Annotated in this window: 18 protein-coding genes; 8 read left to right on the top strand and 10 right to left on the bottom strand. The window is 52.3% G+C overall.

The window, feature by feature from the left end; all coding sequences use genetic code 11:
• The first annotated feature begins 141 nt into the window (after window positions 1-141).
• The 6 genes from ACT3TY_RS12685 (at window position 142) to ACT3TY_RS12710 (ending at window position 6,341) form a co-directional block, all read left to right on the top strand.
• Window positions 142-1,251, top strand: a complete 1,110-nt coding sequence (locus tag ACT3TY_RS12685) for an S-(hydroxymethyl)glutathione dehydrogenase/class III alcohol dehydrogenase (RefSeq protein WP_193054474.1) — start codon at window positions 142-144, stop codon at window positions 1,249-1,251.
• 90 nt (window positions 1,252-1,341) lie between these two features.
• A complete protein-coding gene (fghA, locus tag ACT3TY_RS12690) occupies window positions 1,342-2,196 on the top strand; it encodes an S-formylglutathione hydrolase (protein ID WP_444628481.1) in 855 nt (284 codons plus the stop codon).
• A gap of 8 nt (window positions 2,197-2,204) precedes the next feature.
• Window positions 2,205-2,921 carry a monofunctional biosynthetic peptidoglycan transglycosylase gene (gene mtgA, locus ACT3TY_RS12695; RefSeq protein WP_193057011.1) on the top strand — a complete coding sequence of 239 codons (717 nt, stop codon included), beginning with the start codon at window positions 2,205-2,207 and terminating at the stop codon, window positions 2,919-2,921.
• A 260-nt stretch (window positions 2,922-3,181) separates the two neighbouring features.
• Window positions 3,182-3,574: a DUF4168 domain-containing protein gene (locus ACT3TY_RS12700; protein ID WP_172117524.1), complete on the top strand. Its 393-nt coding sequence runs from the start codon at window positions 3,182-3,184 to the stop codon at window positions 3,572-3,574.
• 129 nt (window positions 3,575-3,703) lie between these two features.
• A complete protein-coding gene (locus ACT3TY_RS12705) occupies window positions 3,704-5,614 on the top strand; it encodes a DUF294 nucleotidyltransferase-like domain-containing protein (protein ID WP_192527425.1) in 1,911 nt (636 codons plus the stop codon).
• A 1-nt stretch (window position 5,615) separates the two neighbouring features.
• Window positions 5,616-6,341 carry a 3'-5' exonuclease gene (locus ACT3TY_RS12710; RefSeq protein WP_172117526.1) on the top strand — a complete coding sequence of 242 codons (726 nt, stop codon included), beginning with the start codon at window positions 5,616-5,618 and terminating at the stop codon, window positions 6,339-6,341.
• Window positions 6,342-6,405: 64 nt separating this feature from the next.
• On the opposite strand, the gene ACT3TY_RS12715 is transcribed toward ACT3TY_RS12710, so the two are convergent.
• The 4 genes from ACT3TY_RS12715 to ACT3TY_RS12730 all read right to left on the bottom strand — a co-directional run bounded on the left by ACT3TY_RS12715 (window position 6,406) and on the right by ACT3TY_RS12730 (window position 11,270).
• Complete coding sequence (locus tag ACT3TY_RS12715) at window positions 6,406-8,049, bottom strand: BCCT family transporter (protein WP_192527427.1); 1,644 nt, start codon at window positions 8,047-8,049, stop codon at window positions 6,406-6,408.
• Between the two features lie 160 nt (window positions 8,050-8,209).
• Window positions 8,210-9,082, bottom strand: a complete 873-nt coding sequence (locus ACT3TY_RS12720) for a glycine betaine ABC transporter substrate-binding protein (protein ID WP_087105323.1) — start codon at window positions 9,080-9,082, stop codon at window positions 8,210-8,212.
• Window positions 9,083-9,234: 152 nt separating this feature from the next.
• On the bottom strand, window positions 9,235-10,068 hold the full coding sequence (locus ACT3TY_RS12725) for an ABC transporter permease (protein WP_087105322.1): 834 nt from the start codon (window positions 10,066-10,068) through the stop codon (window positions 9,235-9,237).
• On the bottom strand, window positions 10,068-11,270 hold the full coding sequence (locus ACT3TY_RS12730) for a quaternary amine ABC transporter ATP-binding protein (RefSeq protein WP_444628483.1): 1,203 nt from the start codon (window positions 11,268-11,270) through the stop codon (window positions 10,068-10,070). Before ACT3TY_RS12730 ends, ACT3TY_RS12725 begins: the two co-directional genes overlap by 1 nt.
• A gap of 363 nt (window positions 11,271-11,633) precedes the next feature.
• Between ACT3TY_RS12730 and ACT3TY_RS12735 the strand changes: the two genes are divergently transcribed.
• A complete protein-coding gene (locus ACT3TY_RS12735) occupies window positions 11,634-12,038 on the top strand; it encodes a hypothetical protein (RefSeq protein WP_192527428.1) in 405 nt (134 codons plus the stop codon).
• A gap of 284 nt (window positions 12,039-12,322) precedes the next feature.
• Here the strand turns inward: ACT3TY_RS12735 and ACT3TY_RS12740 are convergent, their stop codons facing one another.
• From ACT3TY_RS12740 to ACT3TY_RS12760, 5 genes are all read right to left on the bottom strand, one after another.
• Window positions 12,323-13,723 (bottom strand): sigma-54-dependent transcriptional regulator, encoded by a 1,401-nt coding sequence (locus tag ACT3TY_RS12740; protein WP_444628484.1) that lies wholly within the window; start codon window positions 13,721-13,723, stop codon window positions 12,323-12,325.
• 11 nt (window positions 13,724-13,734) lie between these two features.
• Complete coding sequence (locus tag ACT3TY_RS12745; RefSeq protein ID WP_172117534.1) at window positions 13,735-15,180, bottom strand: sensor histidine kinase; 1,446 nt, start codon at window positions 15,178-15,180, stop codon at window positions 13,735-13,737.
• A 109-nt stretch (window positions 15,181-15,289) separates the two neighbouring features.
• Window positions 15,290-16,468, bottom strand: a complete 1,179-nt coding sequence (locus tag ACT3TY_RS12750) for a PQQ-dependent sugar dehydrogenase (RefSeq protein ID WP_444628485.1) — start codon at window positions 16,466-16,468, stop codon at window positions 15,290-15,292.
• 99 nt (window positions 16,469-16,567) lie between these two features.
• Window positions 16,568-17,461 carry an AEC family transporter gene (locus ACT3TY_RS12755; protein WP_193054478.1) on the bottom strand — a complete coding sequence of 298 codons (894 nt, stop codon included), beginning with the start codon at window positions 17,459-17,461 and terminating at the stop codon, window positions 16,568-16,570.
• Between the two features lie 78 nt (window positions 17,462-17,539).
• Window positions 17,540-18,454, bottom strand: coding sequence for a LysR family transcriptional regulator (locus ACT3TY_RS12760; RefSeq protein WP_442353256.1), 915 nt, complete (start codon window positions 18,452-18,454; stop codon window positions 17,540-17,542).
• Window positions 18,455-18,637: 183 nt separating this feature from the next.
• Here ACT3TY_RS12760 and ACT3TY_RS12765 point away from each other — a divergent pair, with 183 nt between their 5' ends.
• Window positions 18,638-20,596: a ligand-gated channel protein gene (locus tag ACT3TY_RS12765; protein WP_444628486.1), complete on the top strand. Its 1,959-nt coding sequence runs from the start codon at window positions 18,638-18,640 to the stop codon at window positions 20,594-20,596.
• Window positions 20,597-20,748: 152 nt separating this feature from the next.
• Here the strand turns inward: ACT3TY_RS12765 and ACT3TY_RS12770 are convergent.
• Window positions 20,749-22,352, bottom strand: a 1,604-nt coding sequence (locus ACT3TY_RS12770) for a TonB-dependent receptor domain-containing protein (RefSeq protein ID WP_444628487.1), incomplete at its 5' end; no start/stop codon positions are given.

Here is a 22,352-nt window from a genome sequence, read left to right on the forward strand (position 1 = left end):
GTGATTGTTGCTCAGTGGCAATAATATTATGAGTATATCCCGCTTTTTCTAGTACCTCTAGCTACCTTACACTGTCGCTATTGGAGCAATACGTTATCTGTTCAGGCGACTTACTGCGCCACTGTCTTAAGGAGTGACACTATGAAATCACGTGCTGCCGTTGCGTTAGAGGCGGGTAAACCGCTTGAGCTGGTTGAAATTGATGTGGAAGGTCCGAAAGCGGGCGAAGTGTTGGTAAAAATGGCGGCTACTAGCGTTTGTCATACCGATGCTTATACGTTGTCGGGCGCTGACCCGGAAGGACTCTTCCCTTCAGTGCTGGGTCATGAAGGCGCTGGTGTCGTTCAGGAAGTAGGTGAAGGGGTGACCAGCCTTAAGCCTGGCGACCATGTTATTCCGCTATATACCGCTGAGTGCGGCAAGTGCAAATTCTGTCTGTCAGGTAAAACCAACCTGTGCGGCAGCGTGCGTGCCACCCAGGGTAAAGGCGTAATGCCCGACGGCACCTCGCGCTTCTCGCTGGATGGCAAGATGCTGCACCACTACATGGGAACGTCCACGTTCAGCGAATACACCGTACTTCCTGAAGTCTCGTTAGCGGCGGTTTCCAAAGAAGCCCCGATGGATAAAATCTGCTTGCTGGGCTGTGGCGTGACTACCGGTATTGGCGCGGTACTCAATACTGCAAAAGTAGAGCCAGGCGCTACCGTCGCAGTCTTTGGTTTGGGGGCGATTGGTCTGGCGGTAATCCAGGGCGCGGTCATGGCGAAAGCGGGTCGAATTATCGCCATTGATGTTAATGCGGATAAGTTTGAGCTGGCCAAGCAGTTTGGCGCGACTGACTTTGTAAACCCCAAGGATTACAGCGACTCCATTCAGCAGGTTATTGTTGATTTGACCGATGGCGGCGTGGACTATTCGTTTGAGTGTATCGGTAACGTCAATGTGATGCGCTCAGCGCTTGAGTGCTGCCACAAAGGCTGGGGCGAATCGATCGTGATTGGCGTCGCCGGTGCGGGGGAGGAGATTTCCACACGTCCGTTCCAACTGGTGACCGGGCGCGTTTGGAAAGGCTCCGCGTTTGGTGGTGTGAAAGGCCGCAGTGAACTGCCAGGCTACGTTGAGCGTTACATGAACGGTGAAATTAATATTGATGATTTCATTACTCACGATATGCCGTTTGAGAAAATCAACGAAGCGTTTGAACTGCTGCATGCGGGCAAGAGCATCCGCACCGTTCTGCATTACTAGGTCGTTATTAACAGGTCTGTATTGTTAATTTACTGATAAAGCGCGGCAGGCAGCACTGCCGCGCTTCTCTTTTCGCAAGGAGCCTGCCCCATGAGCATGAGTGAAACCCTGGAACTGGTGTCTGCCAATCGCAGTTTTGGTGGCTGGCACAAACGCTACCGCCATTACTCACGGGCGCTGGATTGCGATATGGAATTTGCGGTGTACCTACCGCCTCAAGCCGAAAGCGAGCGTGTACCGCTTTTATGGTGGTTGTCCGGGCTTACCTGCAACGATGAAAACTTCATGCAGAAGGCGGGTGCCCAGCGGATGGCGGCAGAGCTTGGGATTGCCATTGTTTGTCCGGATACCAGCCCGCGTGGCACGGACCTACCAGGCGAGCACGATAGTTATGACCTTGGCTCGGGGGCCGGCTTTTATGTCAACGCGACCCAAGCGCCGTGGAAGCCACACTATCGAATGTACGACTATATCGTTGAAGAGTTGCCTTCCGTTGTACGCCAGCACTTCCCGGTAAACGGGCGTGAGTCGATTAGTGGTCACTCGATGGGCGGCCACGGGGCATTAATTTTAGCGTTGCGTCATCCAGGTCGTTTTAGCTCGGTGTCAGCATTCTCGCCAATTGTGAACCCGATGAACTGCCCTTGGGGGCAAAAGGCGTTTACCAGCTATTTGGGTGAGGATCAGTCAACCTGGCGTCAGTACGATGCCTGTGAACTGGTCGCTAATGGTGCCTCGCGTCAACGGCTGTTTATTGACCAGGGCGAGGCGGACCAGTTTTTAGAAGAGCAGCTCAAGCCCGAGCGGCTTGAAGCCGTATGTGAAGCGCATGATCACCCGCTGACGCTGCGTCGTCAGCCGGGTTACGACCATAGTTACTTCTTTATTGCCTCGTTCATTGAGGAGCATCTACGTTATCATGCGGAACATCTTATGAAATCTTAAGGATAACGATGCTTAAACGTACGCTGAGCCGCTTTCTTCGTCAGCTATGGCGTCTTGTGTGGCGCGGCGTGCTGGTTTTTGTGCTTCTTTCTGTGGCACTGGTCATCCTGTTTCGTTTTGTGCCCTTGCCAGGCTCCATGATCATGGTGGAGCGCAAAATACAGAGCTGGGTAAACAGCGAGCCTATACGCATTCAGCATCAGTGGCGAAGCTGGGACAATTTATCCAGCAACGCCAAGTTGGCGGTGATTGCTGCTGAAGATCAGCGCTTCCCTCTACATCGTGGCTTTGACCTTGTTGAGTTACGTCGTGCTTGGGAGACCAGTCGTGATGGTGGCCGTTTGCGCGGCGCCAGCACGCTGAGTCAGCAAACAGCCAAAAATATTTTTTTGTGGAGTGGGCGCAGCTGGACGCGCAAAGCGTTAGAGGCCTGGTTCACGCTGTTGATTGAAATTTTCTGGAGCAAACAGCGTATTCTTGAGGTGTATCTGAATATCGCTGAATGGGATAGCGGCGTGTTTGGCCTGGAAGCCGCCGCGCAACACTATTTCGGCGCCTCCGGCGGAGCGATGACGGAGCGCCAGGCAAGCCTGCTCGCGGCAATCCTTCCCAGCCCACGTACCCGCAGCGCCTCTCGACCTGACGCCCAAGTGGAAAGGCGTAGCCAATGGGTACGCCAGCAGATGCATAACCTGGGCGGAGTAGGGTACCTGGAACGGCTATAGAAGGCTGGATTAAAGAGCTAAAGCCAGCTTCTTCCCTTGATGCGCTTCTATTTATAAAAAAGTGCACGAATATTATTCAAAATGGTAGCGGTATTTTTTTGTATAAGTGATTGAATATAAACTGTTTTTATATATTTTTATGTGTGTTGTTATTATCGTAACTTCATTTTGTTACGTTCTCTTACTTAAAAAATTGAACCTGTGCTGAATCCTTGCGTCACATTTACCACATTCATATCGCGTCAATGAGGTTTCTTACTATGCAACGTATAACTGCTCTATTCTCTGCTGCCCTGCTCGCTACTGGCTTAATGGCATCTACTGCCAACGCCCAGCAAGCGCAGGACCCGGCTCAGGATCCCATGGCTACTCAGCAAGCAGCACCCGCCCAGGATTTTTCTGACCAGCAGTTACAGCAGTTCGCCGATGCTTCTCAAGAAATCGCCGTGATCTCGCAAGAGTATACACAGCGTCTGCAGGAAGCAGGAGATGAGTCAGCCCAACAGGAAGTTCGCGCCGAAGCTAACGATCGTATGATCGAAGTGGTTGAAGACAGCGGCTTGGATGTCGATACCTTCAATGCTATCGGTCAGTCTATCCAGCAAGATCCGGAAATGATGCAGCGTGTTCAAGAGATGGCAAACCAGTCCTAAGCCATCACTAGCTGATACACCATCAAAGCCCGACACCCAGGTGTCGGGCTTTTTTTGCGTCCAGGGTTTACGCTAGTGATGAACCGAGCCAAACTCGGCTTATCTATTAGACACGTCTTGGGAGATCACATGGACGTAGAGCTACTTGAAATACGCCAATTTATGGGCCAGTTTCCTCCTTTTGATGGTCTCTCGGATGAGCTGCTTGATGCGATTGCCGAGCGCGTTGAGGTCAGCTATTTCAAAACGGGCAGCGAGATCCTGGAGCTAAATGATATCGTTAGTGAGCTGTGCTTTATAAGAAGTGGCGCCGTTGAGGTGTATCGCCGCCAGGGTGAGCTTTATAACCGATTAGGCGAAGGGGATATTTTTGGCCACTTTAGCTTATTGCGGAATCACAAAGTGCGCTTCCCGGCCCAGGCGATTGAAGACACGCTGATCTATTTTATTCCCAACGATGTCTTTCAGCGCTTATGCGAAGAGGACGATAACTTCGCTGACTTTGTAGAGCTTGAGCGGCCACGGCTTGAAACGGTTGCCGAGCAACAAAAAAAGTCGAACGATATGATGGTCACGCGTATTCGCAAACTGGTGACCCGCTATCCCGTCATGGTGGCATCCACCACCAGCCTTCAGCAGGTTGCCCAGCAAATTAACGATGCCCAGGCATCAGCGGCCATTGTGCTCACCCAATGCACCGGCAGCCCGCGCTACAGTTTTCAAGACAGCGAGGGCGCCAAATGGAAAATGGTGGGTATTTTTACCGATAGTGACTTTAGAACCCGGGTCGTGGCAGAGGGGCTTTCACCGCAAACCGCGATTGGCGATGTCGCGTCCTCTCATTTGATTACCATACAGTCGGATGCGTCGATATATGAGGCTATGCTGACCATGCTGCGCAACAATGTTCATCACTTGCCGGTGCTGTATCGGCAGCGGCCTGTTGGCGTGGTGCACCTTTCCGATATTATTCGCTATGAAACGCATAGCGGACTCTACCTGGTCAGCAATGTTTTCAATCAGTCCAGCGCACAAGGGCTTGCCAAGCTGGCGCCTGATGTTAGTGCGGCGTTTGTACGAATGGTTCAGGAGGGCGCTAACTCGCAAATGGTGGGCAGCGCGCTTTCAACGGTGGGGCGTAGCTTCTTCCGGCGCCTGCTGGAATTGGCCGAAGCTGAGCTTGGGCCACCGCCGGTGCCTTACTGTTTTATGGTTAATGGCTCAATGGCACGCAATGAACAAAGCATTGTGACTGACCAGGATAACGCGCTCATTTTGTCTGATGACTTTATCCCTGAAGAGCATGATGCTTATTTTTATGCGCTGGCCAAGTTTGTTAGCGATGGGCTGGATGCCTGCGGTTACACCTACTGCAAAGGCGATATCATGGCCACCAATCAAGAGTGGCGTCAGCCGCTGAGCGTTTGGAAAGGCTATTTTGAAGACTGGATTTCCAATCCGACGCCTAAAAAGCTGCTGCAGAGTTCGATCTTCTTTGACCTTGATAGCATCTATGGCGAAGAACATTTTGTTGAAACGCTACAGGATCTAATTGCGCGTAGAGCTGCTGAATCGCCGTTGTTTTTAGCGGCAATGGCGCGTAACGCGTTGAACCGTACGCCGCCGCTTGGTTTCTTCCGTACCTTTGTCATGGAAAAGGATGGCAAGCATAACAATTCAATTAACCTGAAACGCCGTGGCACAGCGCCGATGGTTGATCTAATCCGTATCCATGCGCTGGCGTGTGGTTCCAAAGCGCAAAATACGTTTCAGCGACTAAAAGATATAAGCGATACCCAGCTTTTAGCCCCAGGTGTTAGCGATAAGCTGAGCTATGCGTTTGAGTTTTTATGTATGACGCGGTTGCGCCACCAGATGATCGATATTCAGGAAGACCGAGAGCCAGATAACAATATTGAGCCTGAAAATGTAGAGGACAGCGAGCGGCATACGCTGAAAGATGCTTTCCATGTGCTTAGCAATGCTCAGAAATTTTTAAAGTTCCGTTACCCGGTGCCCGCTCAACGGCAGAGGCACTAACATGCTAGGCATTCGCCCGCGTCACCGCATCACCCAGCCCGACTGGATTGACTATATGGCGCAGCGTGAGCGCCAGGCGAAAGACCCTGCTATCCAGCGGTTTTTTGCCACATCACTGCCTTCTGGTGATACCCCCATTGCTGACGTGCCGATGGTTGCGCTGGATTTGGAAACCACCGGTTTGGATGAGCGGCGCCATGCCATTGTCAGTATGGGCGTCGTGCCGTTTACACTGGACCGTATCAAGCTCGCGGAGCGCCGTTATTGGGTCGTCAAGCCCACTAGAACGCTGTCTGAATCCTCGATAGCTTTCCACCATATTACCCATTCCGAGGTGGCAGATGCCCCGGATTTGGACGTGGTGCTGGATGAGCTGTTGGACGCGCTCGCGGGCCATTTGGTCGTGGTGCACTTTCGCAATATTGAGCGGCCCTTCCTGGATACGGCGATTAAAGCACGGCGGGGCGAGGGGGTGATGTTCCCAATGATCGATACGATGTCGCTTGAGGCGAGGATACATCGACAAACGTTATGGGCACGTTTTCGCCGCTGGTTGGGACGCCCCCCGGTTTCAATACGTTTAAACGCTAGCCGTGCCCGCTATGGTTTGCCTGCCTATCAGGGGCATCATGCGCTGGTCGATGCATTGGCCACGGCAGAACTTCTCCAGGCGCAAATCGCCACCCATTATCAGCCAGATACGCCTTTAAAAAATATCTGGTGCTAGCACGGCATCCATAAAAAAACGGGCAGCCCTTGGGCTGCCCGTTTTGGTCATGCGTACCGATTAATTACACCGCTTTGGGTTCGCTCATCAAACCTTTGACGATTGCGTAGCACGCCACCAATAGAATAATGGTGAACGGGAAACCGGTGGAAACGGCCATGGTTTGTAGCGCCGTAAGGCCGCCGCCCAGCAGCAGCGCAATGGCAATGGCGCCTTCAATGATCGCCCAGAACACGCGTTGCGGTGTGGGGGCATCCACTTTGCCGCCCGCAGTGATGGAGTCAATCACAAGCGAGCCTGAGTCGGAGGAGGTGACAAAGAAGATGATGACCAGCAAAATCGCCACGAAAGAGGTGATTTGTGCCAGTGGCAATTGCTCCAGCATCAGGAACAGCTGAAGGTCGACGCCCGCATCGCGCACGGTGCTAATACCCTGGCTTACATATTGATCAATGGCGGTGCCGCCAAAGGTCGTCATCCAAAGTACCGATACTACTGAGGGGATAATAAGTACGGAAATCAAAAACTCTCGAACCGTACGGCCACGTGATACGCGGGCGATAAACATGCCGACGTAAGGAGACCAGGAGATCCACCATGCCCAGTAGAAGGCCGTCCAGCCTTGGCTGAAGTTAGCATCTTCACGGCCGAACGGGTTTGAAAGCGCGGTGAAGTGAGTCGCATAGCTCCACAGGTTTTCAAAGAAGCCCGTCGCGATGAACAGAGTCGGGCCTACCGCAATCACAAAGAACAGTAGCAACGCCGCCATGGCGATGTTGATCTTGGAGAGCAGTTGCACGCCCTTATCAACACCAGCAACAATGGATGCAATCGCCACCAGGGTAATGCCGACGATCAATAGAATCATCGTGACATCGCTTTCAGGCGCGCCAAACAAATACGAAAGCCCCGCTGCCGCCTGGCTGGCACCTAGGCCTAGTGACGTAGCCAAACCAAACAGCGATGCAAACACCGCCAGAATATCGATCACATGGCCTGGCCAGCCCCAAACGCGCTCACCCAAAATGGGGTAAAACACCGAGCGCATTGAAAGCGGCAAGCCTTTATTGAACGAGAACAGGGCCAGCGAAAGTGCCACGATGGCGTAAATCGCCCAAGGGTGCAGGCCCCAGTGGTAAATGGTGGCTGCCATGGCTAGCGATGTGGCTGCTGCAGCGTTGCCTTCGGCGCCACCCAGCGGTGCCCAATTACTGCCATCAAAGGCGGTGCCGAAGTGGGTAAGTGGCTCATTTACGCCAAAGAACATCAAGCCAATGCCCATGCCAGCGGCAAACAGCATAGAGAACCAGCCCATATAGGTGTAATCCGGTTTGGCGTCGACGCCACCAAGGCGGATTTTACCCAACGGGGAGAAAATCAAACCAACACATAAAATAACGAATATGTTGGCAGCCGTGATAAAAAACCAGGACAGGTTGCCGGTTAGGAAGTTGAAAATGGAATCGTATACCGGCGCAATGGTGTCTTGCAGCGCCAGCGTCAAGACCACGAATAGCAGTACAATAATCGCTGAAATGCTAAACACCTTGCCGTGCAGGTCAAGGTCAAAGCCCATTTTATTGGTCGTAATGTTGTCCTGACCAACAACGTAGTCGGTATCGATCAGATTTGCCGCCCCATCGGGAGCGGGTATGCCTTCAGGGGATTTTGGCTCCTCAGGGGAGCTATTGGGCTCTTGTTTATCCACGAGTACCTCTCCGTTTTAATTAGAAAACACGCGTAGTGTCGTTTTGCTTAACTATATATTAACAAGCATTGTATTGCTGTTTTATTGGAACTGTTTTGTAAGTGCAAACAAAGGTGCCGACCCCAGTATCAACTGACGTCGGCACAGTGGTGGATAGCGATTAGCTATTTAGCCATTGCTCAACCACATTCTGGTTTTCTTCTACCCATTTCTTGGCGTTTTCGTAGGGGTCGCTTCCGTCTTCCTGGTTCATCAGCATTACTTCACCCATTTGCTCTGGGGTCCATTCGAATGCATTAAGAATCGCGTAGGCTTCTGGCATTTCATCGGCAAAACCGTTACGTACAACGGTATGAATTTGCTCAGCGCCACCAAACACGTTTTCTGGATCTTCCAGATATTTAAGGTCCCAGCGTGCAAACATCCAGTGGGGCGTCCAGCTGGTGATCACGATATCTTCTTCATTATTAATGGCGTTACTAAGCGATGCCACCATCGTGGCATCGCTGCCACTGCGCAGGCGAAGTTCAATGCCATAGGTATCGACAACTTGTTCCGTCAAGCCCATCAGGCCTGCACCAGGATCTATACCGATGATCTCACTGTTAAAGAGGTCAGCGTTGCTATTAAGGTCGGCAATCGAGTCAACGTCTGTATAAGACGGTACGACGAGCCCTAGTTTGGTGCCGTCCAGGTTGGGGCCCAGGTCTTCAACGTGGTCACCAATGCGCTCCATGTACTCAGCGTGCGTTGTTGGCAGCCATGCGGCAACAATCGCATCGGCGTCACCGGTTGAAAGTGCCTGGAACATGGCCGCTGCGGAAAGCGAGGTCATGTCTACTTCGTAGCCAGCCTGCTCCAGCACCGCAGCAATAACGTTAGTGGAGGCTACTTCTGACGACCATTCAACATACGCAAGATTGATGGTGCCTTGATCCTGCGCCTGAGCGGCACTGCCTACGACTAACCCCGTACCTGCAATCAATGCGGCAGAGGCCAAGCGGATACGACGATTTAGCATACGTGTTTTCATTCACTTGCTTCCTTTTGTATTGTTTGCCTTAACATACCATCATGTGAGGCAATTCAGCATGGTCGTGAAAATAAAGCTCATCAAGTCAAAGGGGTTAACACCCCGTCAAGCTACTTCTCATCTTCTCGTTGTTGCTAGGTAGCTTAGTCAGCCTACTTAGAAGAGGCCTTGCGTAACGATTGAGTTAAACGGTCCAGCAGCATGGCCAGAATAACAACGGCAATACCTGCTTCAAAGCCGTCGCCTGGGCGCAGGCGCTGTATAGCACGCCATACTTCGCTGCCTAACCCATCCGCACCTATCATCGCGGCAATAACCACCATGGAAAGCGCTAGCATGATCGTTTGGTTAATGCCCGCCATCAAGGTAGGTAACGAGAGCGGTAGCTGCACTTTAAATAGCTTTTGGCTTCGAGTAGCACCGTAAGCATCCGCGGCTTCTATTAGCTCTGTTGGTACCTGACGAATGCCGAGCGTCGTAAAGCGAATGGCGGGCGGCATGGAAAAGATAACCGTGGCAAAAATAGCGGACACAGAACCAATACCGAAAAAGGGAATGGCCGGTATCAGATAGACGAACGCAGGCATGGTCTGCATAAAATCCAGCAGCGGCATGAACAAGCGGTAAAGGCGTTCCGATAAGGCCGCGGTGATGCCGATAGGCAGTGCAATGACAACGGCAACGACGGTTGCGATCACCACCAGCGTTAACGTCTCGATCATGGGTTCCCAAAGGCCCATATTCCAGATTAATGCCAAACCAAGGACCGCCCCCAGTGCCAAGCGCGGGCCTGCAAGCCTCCAGCAAAGCAGGGCAATAATGGCCAGCAGTGCCCACTCCGGTAGCCACATCAATCCATCATTTAGGCTATTAATCCCGGTTTGGGTAAAGCGTGAAATGCCGCGAGTAACCACAGAGTATTCGCTGGTTAGCCAAGTAAGACCACCTTCGATCCAACTGCCTAGCGGGATACGGGGAATGTCCATTAAGGTTCTCCTGCTCGTGCCAATTCATCCAGTACCGCGCCTTTCACCACAACGCCCAGTAGGCGCTGCTGTTCATCTACCACGGCAATAGGAAAGCTCTTTTCACTAAACATCGCGAACAGGTTCTGCAACGGCTCGTCGGGGGGCACTTTACGGAAGTCCTGAGTCAGGTAGCCGGCGATTTTTTCGGCGCCTTCCTTGATAGCCGTGCTCGCGGACTCGGCTTCCAGTAGCCCGAGCAGGCGGCGGTCACGGTCAGTTACGTAGATAGAGTCAATCGCGTGGTCCCGCATGCGGTGAAGAGCCGTGCGCGGGCCATCACTGCCACGCGCGGTGCTACGCAGTGGGCGCATGGCGCTCTCGGCCGTTAGAATACGCGAGCGGTCGACCCCTTCGATAAAACGACGCACATAATCATCAGCGGGTTGGGTCAGAATTTCTTCAGGGGTTCCAATTTGAACTACTTCGCCATCTTTAAGCAGCACGATTCGGTCACCGATATTCAGCGCTTCATCCAAATCGTGGGTAATGAAGACGGTGGTCTTTTGCATTTTTGTTTGGAGCTGCAAAAGTTCCTGTTGCATGTCCTTACGAATCAAGGGGTCAAGCGCTGAAAATGCTTCATCCATTAGCAGTACGCTGGCATCGTTAGCCAGTGCGCGGGCCAAACCAACGCGCTGTTGCATTCCCCCTGAAAGCTGGTGGGGATACGCGTTCTCCCAGCCTTCCAGGCCCACCTGTTTAAGGGCGGTATGGGCGATTTTATGACGCTCGGCTTTATCAATGCCGCGTATTTCCAAGCCAAACTCTGCGTTTTTTTGCACCGTGCGATGCGGAAACAGCGCAAAATTTTGGAAGACCATCGAGAAATGGCGGCGTCGGCATTCCAGTAACGCTTTTTCACTCAGGGTGGGGATGTTTTCATCATCAATGATGATCTCACCTTCCGTTGTGTCAATCAGGCGATTAAGACAGCGGATCAGTGTCGATTTGCCTGAGCCCGAAAGGCCCATGATGACGAGGAGCTCACCTTCATAAACATCGAAGGATATATTGGAAAGGCCGAGTGTCTGGCCTGTTTGCTCTAGGATTTCTGGACGCTTAAGACCCTGGTCGCGTAGCTCTAATGCTTTTCGAGGTTGTTTACCAAAGACCTTACTTAAGCCTCGGACTCTAATTTTAACAGGACGTTGCTCATCCATAGGCGATGCCTTTTATGTGTATGAGGCGCTTTGTATGGTTGCTCTTTCTGATTTGCCGCCATCTATATAAAGCAGCCACACAAAGCATTCATAATGAAAAAAACAGTATATTGTCGTGTATTTATTAAAAAATATTATACATAAATGAGCTGGTTGTGTCACAACGCCTCTTTAAGCGCGGTCCAGAAATGCCACATGTGTCATTTTGCGTCCACGCTTGGTTGGTTATCAATAATGTTTTTTTGTTTTTAAAGTGTTGATATTAAGTGTTATTTTTTATAAATCATTGAGTTGGCTTGAAGTGTGCTTGGTTTGGAGTAGTGATTCAGGATGTTTTTTGCAGGTTTCAAGGAGATGAATTTTATGAACAAGCACGCGGATGTAAAAGCGAAGCGCCCACGTCTACTTTCTTTGTGCATGATCGCAACTGCTGCCAGTGTCCTCTTGCTTGCTGGCTGCGGTGACAATGAAGAAGAATTGCCGCCTGCCCAACAGCCTGAAACCATGGAGCAAAGTGCAGCACCTGACGTTGAGCAGGATGCCACCATGACCCAAGAGCCCTCCACGATGGATCAAACCGCAGATCCAGCTGATCCTGCAGACATGGGCTCAGCAGATAACGGTGAAGCAATTGTCCCGCAAGAGTCAATACAGCCTGAAGATGAGGCGCGCACCCAGGATGTTGAAGAAGAGCCCGGTTTTGGTGAAGGTACAGACCCCATGCCAGGTGCCGATGAAGAAAATGATGATGAGTTAACTAACGGCTAATACCTACGTATCGTTCCCTACGATGATAAGCCGCTTCAGCTGTTCGTTCCCTGCGGCTGCTCCACACGGTTTATCATCTTTACCCTCGCGCCTGCGAGGGTTTTTTTTGCTCTGAAGTATTACGCTACTAAGGGGTTGCTACCCGTGTGCCCGCGCTATCGCAGCCAGACGCTTGCATCGTAGAAGCGCCTAGCTATGTCGATAAAACACGCATCAAGGCACTGTTGTTGGCCTTTTCATACAGAGTCCTGTTGGTCTAGTCCCGTTGAACCAGTCCTATTGCTCTACTCTTCGCTATCTTCAAGACGGCGATAGAGTGTGCGTCGAGCGATACCCAAAAGCTCCGCTGTTCGGCGTTTGTTGCCTCCTGTCGCTTCGAGCACTTTTCGAATATAGCGCTTTTCCACTTCCTCCAGGCTAGGCCATCGAGTAGGCGAGGGCGTCGGTAACTGTGTACCTGGCAGTACTTCTCCGCTTAATGTCGGGGTGATCTCGGCACCAGCTTCCGGATGAGAATTCTCGCGTAAGCGTTCGGGTAAATCCTGGTGCTGCAAAAGACCCTCTTCACTGAGCGTTACCGCTCGCATAATGGCATTTTCCAATTCGCGGACGTTACCGGGGTAGGTGTAATTCAGCAGGCTGTTGAGTGCCTCGGGCTCAATTTGCTCAATCTGCTTGTTTTGCGCTTCCGCATGTTTATCAATCAACGCAAAAATCAGATGTTCAATATCGCTGCCCCGTTCACGCAGGGGAGGAATGCGCAGTGAAAAGGTTTCCAGACGATAAAACAAGTCGCTACGAAAACTCTCCTGCTCAATCTCTTTGTCCAGGTTGCGGTGGGTTGCCGCGATGATGCGCACATCCACAGCTTCTTCGCGCTCGCCGCCGACCGGACGCACGGTTTTTTCCTGAAGCGCCCGGAGCAGTTTGGCCTGGAGGTTGATCGGCATTTCGCCTATCTCATCCAAAAACAGGCTGCCACCTTGAGCGGTATGAAAAAGCCCTTTGCGCGCTTCATTGGCCCCGGTAAAGGCGCCTTTCACATGGCCGAAAAACTCACTTTCCATCAGCTCAGCAGGTATGCTGGCGCAGTTGACGGGGATAAAAGGGGCCTCATGGCGAGGGCTTTCCTGATGAATGGCGCGCGCCAAAAGCTCCTTGCCGGTACCGCTTTCTCCCAAAATAAGAATGGGGGCATTACTTTTAGCCAATCGCGATGCGTCATGAAACAGCGACTGCATAACATTACTTTTGCCCACAATGCCGTGAAAGTGGCTGAGCTCTGTATCGTGTGAAAGCGATAGACGCTGGCGCTCCAGCACCCGAAAGACCGCCTCACGGATAGCATCAAGGTCAAGTGGCTTGGTCAGGAAGTCGTTGGCGCCAAGCTTGAGCGCTTCAACGGCCTGATCGATAGTGCCAAAAGCGGTAATAACGATGATCCCCAATTCGCTGCCACTTTGACGAATTTGCTGCAGCAGCTGAATGCCCGTCATCCCCGGCAGGCGTACATCGGTAATCATCATGGCCACAGGGGTATGGCTTAGTAGGGCAATGGCCTCTTCAGCGCTGGGCACGCCAAGCGTTTGATAGCCCGCATCGTTCAACTCTTCTTCTAAAAGCTCTCGGATAGCGGGGTCATCTTCCACTACCAGCAAAGGTAAAGGATGTTCCTGATGGGTCACAAATGTTGTCCTCAAGCGGATGCGGTTTCACTAAGTGGAAGTGTGATTTCAAATCCAGCGCCACCAAGAGCGCTGTCAAACACACCAATCGTACCGCCGTGGTCATTAATAATACGGTGCACCATGGAGAGCCCCAAGCCACTGCCTTGACCCACCGGTTTGGTAGTGAAAAATGGGTCAAAAACGTGCTGATGGTTGCTAGCAGGGATGCCAGGGCCATCGTCTTCTACATAGAGCGTTAATTCATGATCATGCGTACGTACGCGTACGCGGATATGGCTTACGTTAGGTGCTTGCGCTGCATTACGCAGTAGATTGGTAAGCACCTGAACGATTTGCTGTTCGTTTGCCAGTAAATGAGGCGTGGGCGAGGGAAGATGGATATCCAACCGGATATTTCGCGGTTCAAGCTCCTCTTCTACTAAATCGCTGGCATTTTGAATTAACCGATCAAGCGCCAGTTCGCCTTTTTCGACATTATGCTGTCGGCCTAATTCCATTAATTGACGAACTATTTCGACAATTCGCTCAACTTCGCCACGAATACGGACAAGTTTCGCCCGTTCCTCATCGCCAATGACGTTTCGGCGAGCTAGCCGCTGGGCCTGGCCGTTAATAACCGTAAGGGGGGCGCCAATTTCGTGGGCGACGCCGGCTGCAAGAACACCCAGTTCTGCCAGTTTTTTGGATTTACGCAGGCGCTTTTCGAGCTCAATTTCACGCTGTTGACGCTCTTCAATATCGTGATCTTTTTCAGCCATGGCGTCGAGCATGCCATTTAAACCTGAGGCAAGCCGACTATACTCAGCCGGGCCGTCTATTGTCGCACGCTGGCTACGATCACCGTCTTCCACCAGCAGCATAACGTGCAATAAACGATTAAGCGGACGTTCAATATAGCGCCTAAACCCCCACCAAATGCTAAAGACGATGCCAGCTGCGCCAATGACAAACACCAGAACCGCCACAATGCTTATAAACCCGGTGTAATTTTCGATGCCGGTATTTAAGCGGTTAACCTGAAGTGCACCATGAACGGTGCCATCCTGGGTGCGTAGTGGGATGATGGCCGAGTAATAGGTCCAGCCATCATACTGGCGGTAATTGCTGTAAAGGTCATCCTGCTCGATCACCTGGCGGATCTCTTCGGGAGAGAAAAGGTCTTTGCCTAAGCCCAGCCCGTAAACTTCGCGCCCCTGAAGGTCAAAGACGTAAGCGCCATAAATTCGATGGAACGAAAACGCCGATTGCAGTGCTTCTTCTAGCGGTGTTGGGCTGTCTCGGGAAACCGCACCACTCAGTGAGGTGCTAAGCGCCCGAGTAATGATCTCGACTTCCGTTTGCAGTTTGGAGCGAACATTGTCTTCCAGCGATTTTATGGCCACTAAGCTGAACACCACCAATACAACAAACAGCGGTACGATGACGGTGATGATAATTAAATTACGAAGTCGCATGCTGCTTCCATGGTGGCATTAAGCGTTTCATCAGTGAAAAGCATTATCAGTAGAAACGGCGGTTGATGAATAGAGTTATGAACATAGGGGCCATCAAAGAATCGCCGGATTAAGGGGATTCTGCAGGCAGTAGCCGATAAAGGCTGCCTTGGCGCTCATCGGTTAGCAAGTAAATGGCACCGTCTGGGCTTTGGCGCACATCACGAATACGGCCAATATGACCATCAAGAATACGCTCGCTTTCAGTAACTTCATCGCCATTAAGCGTGAGGCGTAGCAGCTGTTCACTGGTTAAACCACCTGCGAGCAGGTTGCCCTCCCAGGCGTTGAACGTGCTTCCTCTGACTTCGGCTAAGCCGGATGGTGCAAAACGTCCTTCAAAGTCATAATTCGGGTCTTCCATGCCAGGTAGCGACTGCTCGCCTATGGGTTGCTGGGTAGCGTAATCGTTGCCGAGCGTAACCTCAGGCCAGCCGTAGTTAGCACCTGCCTTGATGTGATTCAGCTCATCTCCCGTGAGCGGGCCATGTTCCGATACCCACGGCTCACCGTTTTTCAATACGGTCATACCTTGAATATTACGGTTACCCAGCGAGTAGATCTCATCTCGGGTGTTGGCATCATTCACAAACGGGTTGTTTTCCGGCACGCCGCCTGTTTCGGTCAAGCGCAGCGTAGAGCCTGCGTGGTCATCGCGCGCCTGCGCTCTGGAAGGCTCCGAACCCCGGTCGCCAACGCTCATAAGCAGCGTACCATCGTCTAGCCAGGCCAAGCGTGAGCCGTAATGGCGACCGGGAGCCGAGGCGCGATCCTGCTCAAACAGATGCTCTACATCGCCTAATTGGTCATCTTGCCAGTAAACACGCGAAAGCGCTGTACGACTGTTGTTAGCGTCAGGTTTACTCCAGGTAACGTAAATCCAGTCGTGTTCTCCGCTGCCGTCTGCAAAATCCGGGTGCAGTACCACGTCAAGCAGGCCACCCTGGCCATGATGATTGACCGTTGGCATGCCCTCCAGCGCCTGGTATTCACCGCTGCGCGAATCCACCAGATTTAGCTGCCCGTTGCGCTCGCTCACCAGGAGGCGGCCATCTGGAAGAAATGCCACCGCCCAAGGGTGTTCAAACCCCGAGGCTACCCGCTCAATGGCGACGGCTAGATACTCGGTTTCGATAGATTCATGGACAACCTCAGCATGCGCCGTACCCGCTGCACTCGTTAGCAGCAGTCCGCCCAAAACGGTTGATAGCCATGACGTAACCGGCTTGGCGTTTTGTTCCACGTGCATAGCGCATTCTCCTGTAGTGATGAGCCCAAGGGGAACCTCAGCGGGGCGAACCTTGTGATAAGGCCATCATCAGTCTAGCAGGGACTTTTCCTATTGGGCTCATTCCCCTCCAAGAGAAGGCATTAGGAGTGCTAACAGTATCGGTAGGTAGATCAGTGCTAACAGGGTCGAGCAAAATACCAGGCTGGCCACATAGGCTGGCTCACGCCGGGCACGCTGGGCAAATAAATAGTTAAACACCGCCACGGGCATGCACATTTGTAAAACGAGAATGCCTTGCGCCAGCGGCGGAAGCCCTACCCAGCCTGCGATGAACCAGGCCGCCACCGCCGCCAACGGTATGCGCACCAGGCTAAACCCTAACCCGGAACGCAGGCTTTTTACCTGAATGCTCGCCAAGGAAACACCCAAGGTGATCAGCATCAACGGTACGGTAAAGCCCGACATAAGGCCCACGGTGTTGCCAAGCCAAGGCGGTAGTGAGGTATCGGTTAGCAGCAGCACCATGGAAATTAAAATGGCATATACCGTCGGGGTCTTAACGAGCGTTTTTAGCGGGTTGCCTTGGCTGTTGAGAACAGAGCCTAGAGTGAACTGGAACAGCGAGACCGTTACCATCACCGTGATGCCATAAGCAAAACCAGCGCTACCAAATGCATAAAGAACCACCGGTAGCCCCATGTTGCCGGTATTGGGGTACATCATGGGAGACAGCAGAACGCGCCAGTCACGGCCCAGCAGCTTGGCAACAGCAAAGGTCGCTAGCCCCATGGTGATGATCACCAGCGCAGTCGCCAGCATGGTGCGACCAAAGGTGTCGGCATCTATGTCGGCACCCGCAAGCGAGGCCAACACCAGCGAGGGCGTGCCGATGTTGAAAACCAGTCGAGTAACAAAATCGACAGGATAAGGGTGTCCTAGCCGAATCCACAAAAAACCTAACCCCGCACCGGCAAGTACGGGGGCCATAACAGCAAACAGTTCGGCAAGCATTAACGGTCCTTGGCAATCGTGGGTTGCCTATTGTCGTTAATGAGCCTGCTAATAGGCAAGGTGAATACGCAAAATTCGTTAAGCGTTTACGGCTGTGCGTTGCCACTGCACGGGAACGTGCTGGCGTAAAAAATCAAGCAACGCGTTGGTTCGCCGAGGTTGGTGGCCGTAAGCGTAAAGTAAATTAATGGGCAGCGGCGTAGGCTCCCAGCCCACCAGGCAAGGGACTAGCTCGCTGGGGTGATGTTCTTCACGCCGTTTAACTAACCAGTGGGGCAGTAGACCTATTCCCTGATGGCCCGCAATGGCGTCGATATGCAGCGCGGTCAAATCGACGCGAAGGCGCGAGCGTGGCGGGTCGAAAAGATAATCACCGTACCTGGCGTGATGGAGCGTTAGCCCATTGGATGCCGTGTTGAGCAAGTCGATCCAGGCGTACTGGGGTAACTCATCAGGATGGGTTGGTGACCCGTTTTCGGCCAGATAGCGTGGGCTGGCATATAACCCGCGGGTTAAATGGCCCAGACACTCCTGGTTAAGCCCGCATTCATTGGTAAAGCCCAGCCATACATGCACGCTATTGCTATGCATTTTGGTGGGCGGTGTTTCGCGGGTTCGAAGCTCTAGCTCTACTTTTGGGTAACTGTTTAAAAAGGCATTGACCACAGGGGCCATCCAGCTTCGCGCCAAGGCCCCATGGATTTCCAGCGTGACTTTGCCACTAATTTCTTCGCGCAGCTCGGCCAAGGCTTCCTGGCTGTGGCTTGCCATCGAGAGCAATTCAGTACAGTACGTATGAAAGAGCAGGCCAGCCTCGGTAGGAATTAAACGATTGGCTTGGCGGCGTAGTAGAGGCTGATTAAGCCGTGCTTCCAACTGGCTGATACGACGACTCAGTGTTGATTTTGCTAACCCCAGCTTTTGCGCACTGCGTGTCACGCTACCGGTCGCCATTACATCCGCGAAAGCAGCCAGTTCGTCAAAGTCATACATGGTCGCGCCACAGGTCAATTAAGAAGCGTCTATTGTGCCACTTTTGGGGTGGAATGAAAATAATTGGCATTTAGGTTGCGTATTACCGAACACCCCGTGCCGTCCCATGGTGGAACTTTGTAGGTAACATGATAATGCTAATAGTTACCATTCAGCTTAATTATTTTAGACAATGGAAATAACATGCCTAACTCATTTCGTCTAACGCTACTCGCAACTACGGTTGCCTCGTTGGCAACAAGCACCGCGCTGGCCCAGCAGTCTGAGACATTAAACAATATGGTGGTGACCGCTTCGGGCTTCGAACAGCAGATAAAGGACGCCCCCGCTTCTATTAGCGTATTATCTCGCGAGCAGTTGGAGCGAGGCCATTACCAAAATATTACGGACGCGCTGCGCGATGTACCGGGGGTAACGGTAACCGGAGGCGGAGGGGGGGATAACGGGCACGACATTTCCATTCGCGGTATGCCTGCCCAGTACACGCTGGTTTTGGTAGACGGACGCCCGCAGAGCTCGCGTGAATCGCGTCCGAACGGTAGCGCTGGTTTCGAACAGGATTGGCTACCGCCCCTACAAGCTATTGAACGTATTGAAATCGTGCGCGGGCCCATGTCGACTCTATATGGATCAGACGCTATTGGTGGGGTAATCAACGTGATCACTCGCAAGGTGGCCCAGCAATGGCATGGCAACCTTCAGGTCGATACCGTGCTGCAGGAAAGCAGTTCTTCAGGCGATAGCCGTCAAGGTAACTTCTACCTAAGTGGGCCGCTGGTGGGCGATACTTTAGGGCTTCAACTCTATGGTCAAGCCTCGCAGCGTGATGAAGACAACATCATCAATGGCTATGAAGATAAGAGTCTGCAAGGCCTGACGGCACGTTTTAACCTGGCCGCCAGCGATAACCATGACGTTACCGCCGAGGCAGGCATTACCAGGCAGGATCGCCAATCTTTGATGGGGCGCTCAGCGCCTTCTGAAGGTTGCCGTGGCGGCTGCTCTGACAGCCTCAACAAATTTACCAATCGGCATATGGCGGTGACTCATAGCGGTCGTTTTGATTGGGGTACCAGCGAAACCTTCGTTCAGCGCGAAAATAGCCGCAATGACTCGCGAGATATCGAAATTACCAACACGACAGCCAAGACCAGTGCCGTCATGCCGCTTGGTACGCACATGGTGACGGTGGGGGCCAGTTACGAGGAGGAGAAGCTGGAGGATGGCACTACCAACCAGATTTCCGACCTTACTACGCTTGATCAACGCCAGTGGGCTGTGTTTGTTGAAGACGAGTGGATGTTGACCGATAGCTGGTCGCTAACAGGCGGTATACGCCTTGATGAGTCAGATAAATACAGCAGTCATATAAGCCCACGACTTTACAGCGTCTGGAACATGACGCCTGATTGGACCCTGAAAGGGGGCGTGTCTACCGGGTATCGCTCGCCCAATATTCGTGAGACGGCGCCCGGCTGGGGGCAGATTAGCCGCGGGGGCAACGTATATGGCAATCCGAATTTAAAACCGGAAACCTCGCTCAACAAAGAGCTGGCGCTTTATTATGGAAATGAAAATGGATTTAACGGAAGCTTGACGGTTTTCCATAACGACTTTGACGACAAGATCACCCGCATTGCATGCCCTGTTTCAATTTGTGATGCAGGCGCCAACGACTTTGGCAGTGACCCGACGTACCGTGTTAACGTCGATGAAGCAGTAACGCGCGGTGTAGAAGTTAGCTTGGCCGCACCGCTTAACGAATCGCTTGATTTAACCGGAAGCTACACGTTCACCGACTCCGAACAGAAGAGTGGTGAGTACGCCGGTAGCCCGCTGACGCAACTGCCCCGCCATCAAATTTCAGCATCGCTTGATTGGCAAGTATCCGCTCGGTTAAGCCAGTGGACCAGAGCAACCTACCGGGGTAAGGAGAGCCAGCCGGTCACCGGGCCTTCTTCAAGCTCTACTATCGCGCCTTCTTACACCTTTGTAGATACAGGTCTTGGCTATCAACTGAACGCCAATACGCAGCTTAATGCCGGTATCTATAACCTGCTGAATGAAACGATTACTTACGATGAGTATGGCTATGTGGAAGACGGCCGCCGGGTGTGGTTAGGCTTGAGCGTGGATTTTTAATTCTTCTAAAGCACATTAACCAAGCGGCCATTTTTAAGTGGTCGCTTTTTTTATAGCGGTTATAAAAGAGAGCGCTATAAAAAAGCCCCGGCAAAGCCGAGGCGTAAAGAGAGCATTGAAACAGCAAGCAGAGCCGTTCAAGTAGGAAGCGATTAGAACTCGTAAGTAGCGGAGACCCAGAAATTACGGCCATCCAGGGCGACGCCGTCGGTTGCGCGCCATGTTTGCGTATACCGATAAGCGACATACTCGTTACCCTGGTACTCGAACGTGTCGTGACTGGAAAAGTCTTTGTCAAAAAGGTTTTGAACGGCGCCTGTGAGTCGGACGCTGTCAGATACCTGATAAGAGCTTCGAAGGTTGAAAAGCGTATAGCCATCAAGCTTATTGCCCAATTGTTCATACAGCGCCAGATTTTCACCCGAAGTGGGCAGGCCTGACGAGAAGCGATCCCGAGAAGAGTAGTATTCGCCTTCCAGTGATGTTGTCCAGCGATCATTAATCGCCCAGCTTAGATCAGCTGTCAGCTTGTGTTTGGGCGCGTTGGTAAGCGGTTGACCTTCATTCTCTCCGGAAGTGATTTCGGTGTCAGTGTAGGTATAGCCACCGCTGATCGCCCAGGCCGGGGTAATTTGGTAGCTGCTACTTAGCTCAATACCACGGGTTTCCGCGCGGTCAATATTGATTGATTGGTCAAAGCTAGCCTGCTGAGTGAAATTCCCTACGCTTAAGCAGTTGGCGGCATTGGCGTAAGGCTGATTGCCATTACCGTCAATATACTGGCAGTTGGGCAGGCTGTCGCCATCAGCGATACGGTCGCGAAACTGGGTATAAAAGACAGTTGCCCCGGCAGAGAAGCCGCTAAGGTTGTCGTAGATCGCACCCACTTCATAGTTGGTACTTTTCTCGGGTCCAAGGTCTGGCGAGCCAAGACTGACGGATTGGCCTTGATTGCCAAAACCGTTAACACCATCGTGTAGCTGGTTCAGCGTGGGCGTTTTGTACCCTTGGCTAATACCCCCTTTAAGGGTTAACTGGTCAGTGGTATTCCACACTAAGTAACCGCGCGGGCTAAAGTGGCCACCGAACGCATCATGGTTTTCATAGCGACCGCCCAGGGTAAGCGCTAAATCATCGGTTAGCAGCCACTCATCTTCGGCAAAAAATGACCAGCTTGATTGAGAAAATTTCTCGTTGCCTGCAGTGCCTTCTTTAAGCTCAGCATCAATATACTGAACGCCTACGGTCACCATGTGGTCATCCAGCGGTGCAATGAATTTGCTGTCGACCACAGTGTCACGATTTTCCAGAAGACGTGGCTCGCCTCCTTGGGCTATATAGCCATAGTCAGGTGCGTTTCCGGCAGGCAGTGTACGCCCAAGTGTCTCCGTAAAATTATGCGTAACGCTACTCTCAAGGGTGCCTGCGGCGTAGTGGCCGGTATGCCCTACGGCAATTTGGTCGCGGTTAAAGCGCAGCTCATCTGAGTAGCCGAAAAACTCACCCGGTTGAGGTGTGGAACAATCATTACGCTTTAAGCCATCCAGACTGCCCAAGCGACAATCTGAGTTGTCGTACACCTGGCGGGAGCGTTCGGCATCCAGCCAAAATTCGTTGGTATCATCGGGCGTTAGGTTTAAGCGCCCGCCAATCGAGTAGATGCGCGCTTCCACTGGGCGAGGGTCGCGTCCTGCGCTGCCCTCTACCATGCGCTCGGAGCTATCGCGGTCAAACAAGCGCCCACGCAACTGCAGAC

The sequence above is a fragment of the Halomonas sp. AOP22-C1-8 genome (assembly GCF_052378905.1).
GTDB classification, from domain to species: domain Bacteria; phylum Pseudomonadota; class Gammaproteobacteria; order Pseudomonadales; family Halomonadaceae; genus Vreelandella; species Vreelandella citrativorans.